This is a genomic window from Xylanibacter muris (assembly GCF_013166605.1).
GTDB lineage: Bacteria > Bacteroidota > Bacteroidia > Bacteroidales > Bacteroidaceae > Prevotella > Prevotella muris.
The window spans coordinates 192,181-205,376 of the sequence record NZ_JABKKF010000001.1; the positions used below are offsets into that span (position 1 = coordinate 192,181).

Below are 13,196 nucleotides of genomic sequence, written 5' to 3' on the forward strand. Positions count from 1 at the left end.
CTTTTCCATACGGTATGGCAGCAGCAAAGCGCAGACTATGTTATGCAAAAGGATTAATGAATGAAGGGCATTGTATCAATATACATATCTGTCATAAATGCTTTGAACAAGGTGATGATGACGGATTTGCAGAACAAGGAGAATACTGTGGTATATCTTATTCATATATAAATGGTAAATATAAACATAAAAATAAATTTTTGCGTACATTCGATTGGTTTTTATTTGATTATGTAAAAAGTTTCTTTTATGCTTTAAAACGTGTTCATAAGGGTGAGGTTATGTATGTATATCTATATCCTATGTTTATGCAGATTCTGCTCATACTCGTTTCATATATGAAAGGTTCGAAAATTGTAAAGGAAACATGCGAACATCCTATGGCCTTAGGTAATGTAAATTCGAAATGGCATAAGTTTTGTTGTTGGTTTCAGTTTTATTTTGTGATGCCTCGTTATGATGGATTTATAGCAATATCCAGGGAATTGGATAAATTTGTATGTAAGTATAAATCAAAGAGAGCTGAATCTATAATAGTGCCTATACTTGTTGATGATAATGTTGATGGAATTGACTTTAAAAATATAAAGTCTCCATATAATGTACCCTATATAATACATACGGGGACGATGTATGAACAAAAAGACAGTATTTCAAAGATTATAAAGGCGTTTTCACGTTATAAAAAAGAAACAGGGTCTGATTGTAAGTTGGTTTTTACAGGTCCTCATGCAAATGAACGATGTTCATATATTCCTTTGATGGAAGAATTGGGGGTGCGTGACAGCATTGATTTGTTAGGATTAGTAAGTACGGAACAAGTTGCCATACTACAGCACTTTGCTGCCATGACTATAATCTATAAAAGTGACAATCTGCAGACAAGAAACTGTTTTCCTACGAAGTTGGGAGAAATGCTTATTTGTGGTGTTCCTGTGATAACTACTACAATAGGGGACAGTAATTTGTATCTGGAGAATAAAAAAAGTGCATTTATAATGGAACCGGATGATGAAGATGCTCTTGTATTCTATATGAATGAAATACTGACAAAAAGTGATGCTGCAAATTCGATTGGTATGGAAGGAAAACAAGTTGCTGAAAAGTATTTTAATTTGATATACCAAGGTCGTAGACTTGCAGAATTTTTTAATCTGTTATTTTTAAAAGAATATAAAGTGATAAATCGTGTTTTAAAAGCATTTATGTCTTCTGAAGAATATGCAAAAAGGATTGGCGTAAATATCGGTGAAAATAATTTTGTTCCAGATAAAGAAACATGGTCTTCTGAGCCTTATTTAATAACGGTTGGAAATAATTGCCAAATAACAATGGGGGTCAGGATTTTTACCCATGGAGGCGGACAACCTGTACGTGAGCAAATCCCGGATTTTGATGCTTTCGGAAAAGTTGTTATTAAAGATTATGTGTATATAGGAAATAATTCACTTATAATGCCGGGAGTTACTATCGGAGATCATTCTATTATTGCAGCAGGAAGTATTGTAACAAAATCGGTTCCCCCAAATACTGTTGTTGCAGGTAATCCTGCAACAATTGTCTGTTCTGTTAGTGATTATATTAACCGTAATATTTGTTATAATACCCATACCAAAGGTTTGGATAAAGAAGTGAAGAAACATGTATTACAAAGTATGCCTGAAGAAAAGTTTATTGTAAAGAAAATGCTAAAACATGAGCGATAAGCCAAGTTTGGATTCATATACTTAATAAACTTGGAATATAATATAAAAATGAGAATAAATGAAAATAGCAATGGTAACCGACCATCTTTTAAGTGGTGGTAAAGAGCGTAGAATGGTGGAACTTATGAAAGTTTTATCGAAAAATCCGAAATATGAGTTCACTGTTGTATTGTTAGAAGGAAAAGATGATTCTTCGATTGCATATAGAGATATTTTATATTGTCCTGTAAGGTTTGTATACTTAGGACAATATAACCGTAGACAATTAATATGGCAGTTTTATTCTTTATGTAAGAAAGAAAAGTTTGATTTGATACATTTGTGGGCTGCATTGGTGTATGGATATATACTTGCTCCGACCCATTATATGCTGAAAACTCCGATAATAAGTTCTTCTATAACAAGTGCTCGAAAACAAGGTGGAAATAAGTTTCGGATAAATAAATTTACTTATAATTTCTATGATAAAGTTCTCTCTAATTCGAAACAGGCTTTTGTGATAAATGAAGTTCCGGAGGATAAAGCTATTTGCATATATAATGGTTTTAATCCAGAGAGACTACAAATAAAAACTACACCGGAAGAAATTCGTAAAAGGTATGGAATAAAAACATCATTCATAGTATCAATGGCCGGTGAATATTCCAAGCGTAAAGATTATCCATTATTTGTGAATGCAGCAAATAGGGTGTTACAAGCAAATCCGGATGTGACATTCATAGCGATGGGTAGTGGTGATTCTGTGCCATACGAGGCATTGGTAGAAAAAGAATTTAAAGACCGTATTAAATTTGTTGGTCGAGTGACTGATGTTGAGTCTGTATATAATGCGAGTGATGTTGTTGTTTTGGCAACAATGGTGGAAGGGGTTAGTAATGCTATTATGGAGGGAATGTCATTAGGAAAACCAATCGTCTCTACTTACGGTCCTTATGTTGGTACAGCAGAAATTGTAGAGGACAATAGGAGTGGATTTTTAGTAAAGTATCATGATGTTGAAGCATTTGCAGACAGAATCATAAGATTATTAAATGATGATTTGCTTAGAAAGGAAATGGGAGAAAGAGGATGTAGAATTGTGAAGGATAAATTTAATATTAAGCAAATGGTGGATGGATTTGCTATGGTATATGATAATTACGATATGTAATATAAAATTATTTTGTGTACGGTAATTGTGACTATGTATAGTTTCTGTCTATCATAAGAAACTTAAAGTTTTTTAGTTTGATGATTACATGTAGTGATTGTTTGTAAAGTCTTGTATAACAAATATAACGAAAAATATGAATAGATATATAAACGCTTTATTTACGAAGCACAAGAAGAAGCATTTGCCCGGTTTCTTGCAGGGGACGTGGTTTGACGAATGGATGAGTTATGGGTATATAACATTTATCACATCATTCATTCTTCAAGGCATGCTGTATGCGAACTGGAGGGATAATGTAATAAAGATTGGTATGGATATGGTGATAACGTTGGCATTAAGTCTTGTTATTCCATGGTGGGTAGGATTGTTTATCGCGCATGTCATCAACTATTGCATTAACGGACAGGCAGTATGCGTATTTTACCATATACGGGCAGGTAATCTTACAGCCAAACAGTTTTATAATGGTACGGTAGAGATGAAGAAACGTTTGGATTCCTGTAGGTATATAGCTGCGGCTATATCATACGGCTCGCTGTCTACCGGCAAATGGCATCCGTCGTCAGACATAGATATTCGTTTCATTCCAAAGAAAGGCGAGTGGAACTATTGGATGGCCATGATGTGGTCTGTCGGTGAGAGGACAAGGGCATTTTTCAATGGATATCCGTTGGATATGTATGTATTCACAATGAAGCACAGCTATGATGTGATGAGCAAAAAGGAAATCCCGATTATCTTTAAGGATATAGATGATGAACATAAAAAATATTATAAAGAAATAATGGGTTTTGATGAGTTCTGTCACATGTTCAATAAAATGCATTTGCAGGAATGAAAGTAGGACTTCATACGGTGGATTTGTTTCCTGGCCGTGAACGCCTGATGCCTTTCCGCACAGTATTGGAGATGGCAAAGGTGATGAAATCACAAGGTTGGGAGGCTGATGTGCTTAACTCCAGTGTGTCATGTAGTGATGCTGCAGACTTCGAATGGCTGGGTATCAGAGTGGTGCAATGTCCACGTGATTTTGGCGCGCTTAGCGAATGGGTGAACAACAACGGATACGATGTCTTCCTCTTTGCGGCAACTATTCGTGAGGGACTGCGTAATCTTAGTGCTTTTCAGAAAATGACATGCAGAAAGATTGCATACATTCCATCGGGAATTACCCCAAAATGGAATGCTTTTCAATTGTTCCGCCACTATGGCTTGTTTGCCAAGGCTTGGATGCTTGAGGCTGTAACACCCAAAACTTTGATAGCCTATAAACTGAAACAGGCAGGTTTTACAGAGTTGATAACACTTACAGAATATACTTCACAGCGATTGGGAAAAGTTCTGCCTACACATGTAATTTATCCAGGAAAAGATGAGTTCGAGGATATAGAAACAGATGAAAGTATTCTGGTAAAAAATAACCTGAAAGGCGAAAGATTCTATCTCTTTACGGGAGCCCCTGGACAAGTGCGTGGAAGCCAACTATTGTTGAAGGCATTTGATGAGTTTGTTGAGAGTAATAAAAATCTTAATCCAAGAATTGTTTTTCTTATGCGTAATGATGTGGGAGCGCAGTATGATTTGTTTTTTGAGGTATTGAACGGTATGCGCCATAAGAAATGTGTGACTGTTCTTAGAGAACAGCTTACCATTCCACAATTAAAGGCATTTATGAAAGAAGCATACGCGGTAGTTTTGCCGTTTATATGTATTCCTGCGGAAATACCTATTACTTATTATGAGGTGATGTCGTGTGGTACACCGGTTGTTTCTTTTTCCAATGCAGGAACAACGGAATATCTTAAGAACGGATTGAAAATAGCCGGGAAAGTTTCTGTAGGCAATCTGACAAAAGCTCTTTCGGAATTGTGGAATAATAAGGGTGAACGTGATGTTTTGGCGTGTAGGGCCTTGGGAATCATGGAAAAACACCCGACATGGAATGAAGTCGGAAAAGCGTGGATGGATCTGATAATAATGAAGAATAAACAATTGTATGACTAAATATGTAATTATTAGTGGAGTTGACGGTAGTGGGAAGACAACTGTCATCAATAATCTCAAAAAAAAATTAGAGCAAGAAGGCAAAAGTGTGGATTATATATGGATGCGTTATAGTCATTATACAGTAAAAGCAATGAATGCCTTGGCACGTGTGTTGGGACTTTCTGTCAAGGTTCATAATGAAATGGGGGATGTGTGGGAACACCGTCTTTATAAGATGCCATGGTTTTGTAAGTTGTATGTGTGGTGTTCGTACATTGATAATAGAATGGCAAGAAGGAAGGTGATGAAACTTAAATCGGATTATGTGATTTGTGATCGTTGGATAAACGATATACTCATTGATTTAGGTGCGGAATGCCGATTTGAAAATATTTTAGATAGTAAATGGTATGAAAAATTCCATTCCATTCTGCCTGCTCACTCTTATCAGTTTGTGGTTATGCGCGACCGTCAGGCTGTGCTCGATTGCCGTGTGGAAAATCATGCCAATCCCGATTTTCCATATCGTTTTACCCTTTATCAAAAACTAACCAACAAACCGGATGTGACTGTTGTTGACAACTCGGGAACAATTGAAGATAGTGTAAATCAGATTTTGAGAGTGATAAAGGAATAGAATATGAAGGAAAAAGTAGCTTATATTTCTATTATTAATGCAATCGCAATAATCGCTGTTATTATAGGACACTTGGATATTGCAGGAGACAAAAGTGTAGGTACACCTGTAGTGAATGTTATAGAACGTTTTGGAGCATTCCAAATGCCATTGTTTATGTGTGTGTCCGGATTTTTGTTTGCTATGACATCGGGATATAGGAAAAAGTATAGTGACTTGGTAAAAAATAAGGTTATAAGATTGCTTATACCTTTTGTGTGTTTAAGCTTGTTTACGTTTGCATTTAAATTATGCCTGCCTTCAAGTATGCTGAAGCATGAAGTCGGATTTAATGCAGGCTATATCTTTAAGATCTTCTTTATTCCTTTCCGGGGGCCTGTTCCACATTTGTGGTTTGTTATATCTTTATTTACTATTTTCTTGTTTACTCCAATATTGAAGAAAACAATGGGTAAAACAATGTTTATCGTGATGACATTTTTGTTGCTGTCAATGCTTACATTTACCCCCCCCCATTTGAAAATGCTTAATATAGAGATATTTGCCATGGATAAGACTTTATCTATGACGGTGTGGTTTTATTTAGGGATGGTAATGCAATTGAAAAATATGTCAGAAAGATTAGCCTCATGGAAAATAGCAATTGCTACGGGATTTATTTATATATATCTAATCTATTTTGTCGAATTATCTTTGGTAAATAATCTGGTTTGTATGTTGGTTGGTATAGTTTTCATATTTTCTTTATCCAATCGTCTGGCAGAAATGTTACCAAACCTTTTTGGAAGTTGGAGGAACTATACTTACCAGATATATTTGCTACACATGTATCCAATTATGGCTTGTAAGTTCATTTATAGGAAGCATATTATAGTTTGTGATGATCTTTGGTTTTGGCTGATATGGACAGTAAGTCTTTTATCTTCAATTGCATTGCCTACAATTATTGCAAAAACAGGTAAGAATATGCCTCTATGTTTAAGACGATTGATAGGGTTATGAAGCGTATAATAATTGGAAAAAGTATTGCTAATAAAGTAATGATGGTGAGTGTGATATTCCGAACGACAAAACCTTGTGGAGGTGGAGTGTCTACTGTTTTGGAATGCTATGACAGGTATTTTGACGGGCTAAGGCACATTCCTACCTGGAAATATACCAATCCATTGAATAAAGCATGGTATTTTTTTTACCATTGGGTGGAGCTTGTTTTTCTTCTTATCTTTGACAGACGGTTAAAGATTGTACATATACATACAGCGGCAGGCTCATCTTTTAAAAGAAAGATGATTATGGCAAAAACGGCAAGAACGTTTGGTAAGAAAGTTATCCTGCACATGCACGCTGCTGATTTCGTGGAATTTTATGAGACAGCATCAGACAAGGATAAGATTATAAATAATATAAAGGCATGTGACATATTGATAGTTCTTTCTCCTCAATGGAAAGATTTTTTTGTGAAAATCGGTATAGGAGAAAAGAATATTATAATATTGAACAACATTGTAACTCCGCCGTCAGAAGAAGTTTTAAAAAAGAGAATAATACAAAGTCCAAACATCCAGCCACAATTACGTTTTCTTTTCTTGGGATGGCTCGGTAAGCGTAAAGGTATTTGGGATTTGCTTGATGTTATAGTTACTCACCATGAGAATTTAAAAGGGCGGTTTATGCTTCGTTTTGGAGGTAATGAATTTGAGAATGAAATTAAAAAGTTGATAAAGGATAATAACCTGGAAGATGTTGTACAATTTGAAGGATGGGTAAATGGTGAGAAGAAAGTTGAACTTCTTGAATGGGCAAATTGTTTCATTCTTCCATCATATAACGAAGGACTTCCCATTTCTATTCTTGAGGCCATGAGTTATGGAATGCCTGTTGTGTCAACTCCTGTCGGAGGAATTACGGAGGTTGTCAAGAATGGGGAAAACGGTGTGATTGTAGAGCCTGGTAATAAAGAACAGATCTGGAATGCACTGAAACATTATTTGGATAATCCGGAAGCTATTGCGGTTGAAGGTAGAAAAAGCTTGGATATTGTAAGGTCATATACTCCTGACTTTGTGTTGAATGATTTAAAAAAAATATACGAGGATTTGTTATGAAGGTATTGATTTGTGGACATCGTTCGTATGCAGCCCGCAATTTTGTGGAAAAACTGGAAGAAGCAGGACATGAGGTATGGTGTTTTTCCAGGGGAGAATTAAAAGAGAAAGGGCGTGTGATAACAGGACCGGTTGTAGAAATGGATTCCAATCCTTTTCTGAAAGACAAGCAAATGGATGTTGTTGTTAATTTTATTCTGTTAGACGGTAAATCCATAGAAGAAAACATTGAATATATTGATGCTCTGTGCAGATGGTGTAGGCAAGTCGGGGTTAAACGTATTGTTCAGATGAGCAGTATCTCCGTTCTTCCCAATCAAGAAGTATTTATATCTGAGAAAACACCGATAGATATCCATCCGGAATTGAAAGGAGGATATGGAATGATAAAGATTGCTATTGATAACAGACTATTGGAGTGGGAAAAAACTTCAAGTATCCCGGTTGTTATGATGCGTCCGGGATTTATAACAGCTAAAGACAAGAAGAATGCTTTGGCAGGTATAGCAAAATTGTTGCCTGGTGGATTTGCGGTATTGATGGGTAATAGCAAAAGTACACTTCCTTTGATTGATAGGGATGTGCTTCAACTTGGATTAAAAAATGCGATAGAATCAGATAATCCTTTGAAGGTTTATCTGATGGTAGAGAAAGGTGTGAATACAAAACAAGCATACTTGAAAACACTTGTCCCTTATGCAACAGTCATTCCTTTGCCAAAAGGAATGGTTATGTTTTTTGCCCATATACTAAAGGTTATAGGTGTTTTTGATGAAAGGAAATTACAAATGGTTGCTGGACAATTTAAAGTTCAATATTTTGACACAGAAAAAACATTTCACAAAATACATGGTTGATATGAAAAAGATTGCAATAATAGGTTCCGGTGCTTACGGTAGCTATGCTGTAAGTTTGATTAATGAGTTGCATCCTGACTGGGATATTCATATTTATGATGTTGGTGATGAGGAAATAAAAGACCAAGACACAATGGGATTGTATTCGGAAGTTGTTGGTAGTCCATACGAGGCTTTGACTAAAGGACGGTATTTTGGTTATGGAGGAGCTACTGCTAAATGGGGTGGGCAAATCCTGACATTTTCCGATAATGATTTTAAAAATCCTAATCGTTATCAAAAAGAAATAATAGAATTAAATAAGAAATATAAGCAGAATATTTTCAAAAAAGTTGGCATTGAGAATAATTATCCTGAACAACAAATAGGTGATGGAATGTTTACCAAAACTGGAGTTTGGTTAGATTATTTCTCGCGTAATCTGTTCAAGAAGTTTAATGTTGCTTCTTGTAAAAATGTGACGTTACATCCACATCATAGAGTAAGCAGGGTGTTTTTTGACGAGAAACATATAACAGGCTTTGAAGCTATTCATGACTTTAAGACTGTAAAAATAGATGGATATGATTATTATTTTTTGGCAACTGGTGCTTTTGAGACATCACGGATATTAATGATGAGCGGTATACAGGACAAAACCTGTGTGGAGTTTAGTGATCATATAGTAAAGAAAGTATATCGTATCAAGAATGGAACAAGAGTCGGTCCTGTGGATTTTCGTTTTCTTATAAAGAAGTTTTCGTTTATAACTACACGTATTATTGGAGAGAAAGACGAAACCTCATTTTTTCTCTATCCTGTATTCAATGCGGAATTTCCTTTCTTCAAGAATTTAAAACAGTTCCTTTTTGGAAAAAAAAGTTTTGCAATTGTTGGTGCAATATTGAAAGATATTCCTTCGTGTATGGCTTTTGCATGGCAGTTCTTTATCAGACATAAGCTTTATGTATATAAGAACGAATGGTATCTTTGTCTGCATTTGGAAAATCAGAAAGGAAATGGAAAAATGATGTTGTCTCAGATGTTGGATAAGTTTGGACAACCAGGATTGGCAATTGATTTTCATATCGACAAGGAAACTGAGGAGCGTTTTAATCAATTGAGTGACGACTTTGAAAATCATCTTAAAAAATGGGGAGTGAACTATGAGCGTTTGCAAGAGAAGGTGCATACAGAAAAGTTTGAAGACGAATATCATCCTTTTGGCATTTATTCTGATTTTATATCTGTAGACGAATACTTTAATCGATTTGATAACATGATTGTAATTCATAGTGGTGTTCTTCCAAGAGCCGGTGGTATAAACTCTACAGCTGCGGCTTTTCCATTATTGGAAGAATTCATTAGAAACAGAATGGTGTAAAATGTTGTATTAAGATGAAGAGACCAAAAATATGTATGGCATGTTGTCCAGGAGGACATTTTGCAGAATTGCGGCTTGCCACCAAAGATATAGATGAGAGCAAGTTTGATATTTATTGGCTTATGTTTAAGTCGGAACATCTGAGTGAGTTTCTGTCAACGAGAAAACATCATTTTGTAATGAATGTTATTCCGGACAAGAAGTGGACTTGGGTGGTAAATGCCTTACAGTCGCTTTGGTACCTGATGAAGGAACGACCTGATTGTATTATCTCAACAGGCTCAGGAATGGCCTATCCGTCCATCTTTTTCGGAAAGTTTTTTTTGAAATGTAAGGTCATTTATATTTGTTCTGCTGCCGATGTAACATCACCGTCAAGAACACCGGAAAGAGCGTACGGTCACAGTGACCTTTTTTGTGTACAATGGCCGGAAATGATGAAGGTTTTTCCAGATGCTAAATATATAGGAGTGTTATGATTTTATTCAGTTTAGGTACGCACAATCAGGATTTCAGCCGTATGGCAAAAGCTGCCGATGATTTTGCTGCGACAACACATGAGCGCATAGTAGTGCAGTCGGGATATACTCATTATGAGTTCAAACATGTGACAGAATATTTTGATTTTTGCCCAAAGGACAAGATGCAATTGCTTATGGACGAGGCGGATATTCTTGTGTTGCAAGGTGGATGGGGCGGTATCTGCGAAGCCGTAGATAAAGGTAAACGTATTGTTGTCTTGCCACGTCGTAATGGACTGGAGCATGTGCATGACCAAGGACAAGTGGCAAAGAAGATGGATGAATTAGGGTGTGTTATTTGTTGTATGGATGAGAAAGATTTGCCTGTCATGATAGAACGGGCAAGAACATATAATTTTAAGCCTTTGCATAGAGGAAGTGCTAAAATTGTGGCAGATACGTTGATGGAATGGTTTTATAATAAATAGAAACTAAGGTTATGGATATTAAGATTTTAGTTGCAACACATAAAAAGGCTCACATGCCTTTAGACAGTATGTATTTGCCGGTAAGAGTAGGTAATTCTTTGGCAAAAGATGATTTTGGATATACCGGTGATGATTCAGGAGATAATATTTCAGACAAGAATCCTTTTTTCTGTGAACTTACCGCTTTGTATTGGGGTTGGAAAAATGTAAAGTCTGAATATATTGGTTTGGCTCATTATCGTCGGCATTTTAGTTGTCGTAAGGGAAAATGGAAATATTCCCTTATTCTAACGAAAGAAGAGGCAGAGAAATATTTGGAAAAGGTGGATGTGGTATTGCCAAGAAAGCGAAGATATTTCATAGAATCGTTGAGTTCTCATTATAAGCATACCCATGATTTGGAACATCTTGAGCTTACGCGGGAAATTATGCGTAAGCAATGTCCGGAATATGTGCAGATGTTTGATAAGGTAATGCAACATACTGGTGCACACATGTTTAATATGATGATTATGAAGCGGGATGTTCTTGATAAGTATTGTACTTGGCTGTTTGGGATACTCTTTGCCTTGGAAAAAGAGGTTGATGTTACCAATATGCCTGCATTTGACGCACGTCTTTTTGGCCGTGTAAGTGAACTTTTGCTTGATGTGTGGTTGAAACAGAATAATATTAAATTCTTAGAGACTGGATTTGTGCAAATTGGGGATGAGAAATGGGGAAAGAAGATAACCGGTTTCTTGTCTGCTAAGTTTGGAGGAAAGAAGTATGACAGGAGTAAATAATGATATGAATTTGCAACACGTTTATATTTATAAAACGGTTTGATATATCATTGATAAGAGAATATTTATTATTCGGCAATAAAGTAAATAGACGTTTTCAATAAATCTAATGAGCAATGTCTGGTTTATCATGATTGCCATGACAAGAAAAAGTATGATGAAATCAAACAATAAGCGTCTTCAATTTTTGGATATATCCAAAGGTATTGGTATGATGATGATTGTATGGATGCATATATGGGGGAATAGGCCAAACGGATTTACCCCCCCCGAAATGTTAAATAATTTTATCGTTAGTATATATGTACCTTTATTCTTTGTTCTTTCTGGATATCTTATAAAACTTGAATTTTTAGATATAAAGAAAGAGATATGCAAGAAAACAATATCGCTTTTAAGACCATTTGCTGTGATGTATTTATTCTCTTTTGTTTCTTCTTTCTTTTTAAATGTTGTAGGTTTTGGAGTAAAGCATGAATTCATGTGGGATAATATATTTAATGTTGTATATAGTAAGACTTTTTTTAATGGACCATTGTGGTTTCTGCTTTCGCTATATTGGGGATTTGTGATTTTTTACGCTATAATATGGATAAGTCGGTCAAAAGAAATGATTATGGCATTATTGTCATTAGTTGTTGGATGTGTTGGTTTCTATCTTCATAAACTGGATATAACACTTCCGTTTTTTATAGGACCGGGTTTGGTCGCGTCTCCGCTATTGGTTTGTGGTTATTTTACAAGGAAATATATCGGCAATTTTTTGATTGGTAACAGATGTCTCACTGTTGTTACCGTATTGGTCGGTTTTGCCATATTTGCTACATTTCGTACAGGGATGAGTATGCAAAATAATTCATATGGCGGGTTTTATCTGTTATTTTTGCTGTCTGTCTTTGGTGGATCCATTATGGTGCTTAGTGTTTCAATGTTGACAGAACGTTGGCTGTCATTTGTCGGTTATTGGGGAAAATACTCGTTGGTTGTACTTTGCTTTCATAATTTTGTTTTGATACCTATTGCTAAAATTGCAGGGGTTATTATTCATCAGCCTATTATGTGGGCATTGTGTACTTTTTGTATAATATATGCTGCTTTTCTTGTCGTAATTCCATTTATTTCAAAAACATGTCCATTGTTCTTTAATATCAAAAAGTAAAAAATAAATGGATAAAATTTTATTTCCAATGCAATATTCTCTTAATCAGAAACAGTTCAAAATGAATGGACGTATGTGTTCTCTGTATGAGATAGGAAAAAATATGTCTGATGTTCAGTTGCAACAGGTTGCGCATGCCCTTAACGAAAAGGGGATGGATGTAATTAGAATAGAGTTCTATGAATATACGGACAATGATACGATGCGGCATCTTTTATTGACAATGAAAGATGGACGGAAACTGCGGTATTTTGAGCTTGAAAAGGAAATGATAGAACAGGTGTTTATGGAAATAGTGGCTGAGGCCGGAAAGATATAGAAAGTGTTGAGGCGGAGAGTTTTCTTTTCTTAATAAAATCTTCTTTTCCAATAAAAACTCCCGTCTCTTCACTTTTGTTTTTTTATAAAAGTTGCTTCTGCATCTGGTTTGCTGTTTATTTTAAATAGTTTTTCCCTGAAATAAAGAGATTAATAGGCAATAAGTATTGCTTTTATA

General features: G+C 35.6%; 14 protein-coding genes. All 14 read left to right on the top strand.

Annotated elements, in window-relative coordinates; translation table 11 throughout:
- Positions 1–14: 14 nt before the first annotated feature.
- The gene (locus HPS56_RS00685; RefSeq protein ID WP_172272328.1) at positions 15–1,706 is read left to right on the top strand and encodes a glycosyltransferase; all 1,692 of its coding nucleotides are present in this window, start codon (positions 15–17) and stop codon (positions 1,704–1,706) included.
- 58 nt (positions 1,707–1,764) lie between these two features.
- Positions 1,765–2,856: a glycosyltransferase family 4 protein gene (locus tag HPS56_RS00690; protein WP_172272331.1), complete on the top strand. Its 1,092-nt coding sequence runs from the start codon at positions 1,765–1,767 to the stop codon at positions 2,854–2,856.
- Between the two features lie 136 nt (positions 2,857–2,992).
- Positions 2,993–3,697: a nucleotidyltransferase domain-containing protein gene (locus HPS56_RS00695; protein WP_172272334.1), complete on the top strand. Its 705-nt coding sequence runs from the start codon at positions 2,993–2,995 to the stop codon at positions 3,695–3,697.
- Positions 3,694–4,863, top strand: coding sequence for a glycosyltransferase (locus HPS56_RS00700; protein ID WP_172272337.1), 1,170 nt, complete (start codon positions 3,694–3,696; stop codon positions 4,861–4,863). Before HPS56_RS00695 ends, HPS56_RS00700 begins: the two co-directional genes overlap by 4 nt.
- On the top strand, positions 4,856–5,482 hold the full coding sequence (locus HPS56_RS00705) for a nucleoside/nucleotide kinase family protein (RefSeq protein WP_172272340.1): 627 nt from the start codon (positions 4,856–4,858) through the stop codon (positions 5,480–5,482). Before HPS56_RS00700 ends, HPS56_RS00705 begins: the two co-directional genes overlap by 8 nt.
- A gap of 3 nt (positions 5,483–5,485) precedes the next feature.
- Complete coding sequence (locus tag HPS56_RS00710; RefSeq protein WP_172272343.1) at positions 5,486–6,484, top strand: acyltransferase family protein; 999 nt, start codon at positions 5,486–5,488, stop codon at positions 6,482–6,484.
- Positions 6,481–7,587: a glycosyltransferase family 4 protein gene (locus HPS56_RS00715; protein ID WP_172272346.1), complete on the top strand. Its 1,107-nt coding sequence runs from the start codon at positions 6,481–6,483 to the stop codon at positions 7,585–7,587. The genes HPS56_RS00710 and HPS56_RS00715 overlap by 4 nt, the downstream gene beginning before the upstream one ends.
- A complete protein-coding gene (locus HPS56_RS00720; RefSeq protein WP_172272349.1) occupies positions 7,584–8,444 on the top strand; it encodes an NAD-dependent epimerase/dehydratase family protein in 861 nt (286 codons plus the stop codon). The genes HPS56_RS00715 and HPS56_RS00720 overlap by 4 nt, the downstream gene beginning before the upstream one ends.
- A 1-nt stretch (position 8,445) precedes the next feature.
- Complete coding sequence (locus HPS56_RS00725; protein ID WP_172272352.1) at positions 8,446–9,807, top strand: hypothetical protein; 1,362 nt, start codon at positions 8,446–8,448, stop codon at positions 9,805–9,807.
- Between the two features lie 14 nt (positions 9,808–9,821).
- Positions 9,822–10,286 carry a glycosyltransferase family protein gene (locus tag HPS56_RS00730; RefSeq protein ID WP_216655741.1) on the top strand — a complete coding sequence of 155 codons (465 nt, stop codon included), beginning with the start codon at positions 9,822–9,824 and terminating at the stop codon, positions 10,284–10,286.
- Positions 10,283–10,756 (top strand): glycosyltransferase, encoded by a 474-nt coding sequence (locus HPS56_RS00735; RefSeq protein ID WP_172272355.1) that lies wholly within the window; start codon positions 10,283–10,285, stop codon positions 10,754–10,756. The genes HPS56_RS00730 and HPS56_RS00735 overlap by 4 nt, the downstream gene beginning before the upstream one ends.
- A gap of 11 nt (positions 10,757–10,767) precedes the next feature.
- The gene (locus HPS56_RS00740) at positions 10,768–11,541 is read left to right on the top strand and encodes a DUF4422 domain-containing protein (protein ID WP_172272358.1); all 774 of its coding nucleotides are present in this window, start codon (positions 10,768–10,770) and stop codon (positions 11,539–11,541) included.
- A gap of 154 nt (positions 11,542–11,695) precedes the next feature.
- Entirely contained in the window at positions 11,696–12,700 is a 1,005-nt protein-coding gene (locus HPS56_RS00745; protein ID WP_172272361.1) for an acyltransferase family protein, read from the top strand.
- 7 nt (positions 12,701–12,707) lie between these two features.
- A complete protein-coding gene (locus HPS56_RS00750) occupies positions 12,708–13,019 on the top strand; it encodes a hypothetical protein (RefSeq protein ID WP_172272364.1) in 312 nt (103 codons plus the stop codon).
- Positions 13,020–13,196 lie beyond the last annotated feature (177 nt).

What these genes read in the sequence shown, in the direction of transcription:
- HPS56_RS00720 (WP_172272349.1), top strand. Translation starts at nt 7,584, where the DNA reads ATGAAGGTATTGATTTGTGGACATCGTTCGTATGCAGCCCGCAATTTT.
- HPS56_RS00700 (WP_172272337.1), top strand. Translation starts at nt 3,694, where the DNA reads ATGAAAGTAGGACTTCATACGGTGGATTTGTTTCCTGGCCGTGAACGC.
- HPS56_RS00685 (WP_172272328.1), top strand. Translation starts at nt 15, where the DNA reads ATGGCAGCAGCAAAGCGCAGACTATGTTATGCAAAAGGATTAATGAAT.
- HPS56_RS00725 (WP_172272352.1), top strand. Translation starts at nt 8,446, where the DNA reads ATGAAAAAGATTGCAATAATAGGTTCCGGTGCTTACGGTAGCTATGCT.
- HPS56_RS00735 (WP_172272355.1), top strand. Translation starts at nt 10,283, where the DNA reads ATGATTTTATTCAGTTTAGGTACGCACAATCAGGATTTCAGCCGTATG.
- HPS56_RS00715 (WP_172272346.1), top strand. Translation starts at nt 6,481, where the DNA reads ATGAAGCGTATAATAATTGGAAAAAGTATTGCTAATAAAGTAATGATG.
- HPS56_RS00745 (WP_172272361.1), top strand. Translation starts at nt 11,696, where the DNA reads ATGATGAAATCAAACAATAAGCGTCTTCAATTTTTGGATATATCCAAA.
- HPS56_RS00710 (WP_172272343.1), top strand. Translation starts at nt 5,486, where the DNA reads ATGAAGGAAAAAGTAGCTTATATTTCTATTATTAATGCAATCGCAATA.
- HPS56_RS00695 (WP_172272334.1), top strand. Translation starts at nt 2,993, where the DNA reads ATGAATAGATATATAAACGCTTTATTTACGAAGCACAAGAAGAAGCAT.
- HPS56_RS00690 (WP_172272331.1), top strand. Translation starts at nt 1,765, where the DNA reads ATGAAAATAGCAATGGTAACCGACCATCTTTTAAGTGGTGGTAAAGAG.
- HPS56_RS00750 (WP_172272364.1), top strand. Translation starts at nt 12,708, where the DNA reads ATGGATAAAATTTTATTTCCAATGCAATATTCTCTTAATCAGAAACAG.
- HPS56_RS00705 (WP_172272340.1), top strand. Translation starts at nt 4,856, where the DNA reads ATGACTAAATATGTAATTATTAGTGGAGTTGACGGTAGTGGGAAGACA.
- HPS56_RS00730 (WP_216655741.1), top strand. Translation starts at nt 9,822, where the DNA reads ATGAAGAGACCAAAAATATGTATGGCATGTTGTCCAGGAGGACATTTT.
- HPS56_RS00740 (WP_172272358.1), top strand. Translation starts at nt 10,768, where the DNA reads ATGGATATTAAGATTTTAGTTGCAACACATAAAAAGGCTCACATGCCT.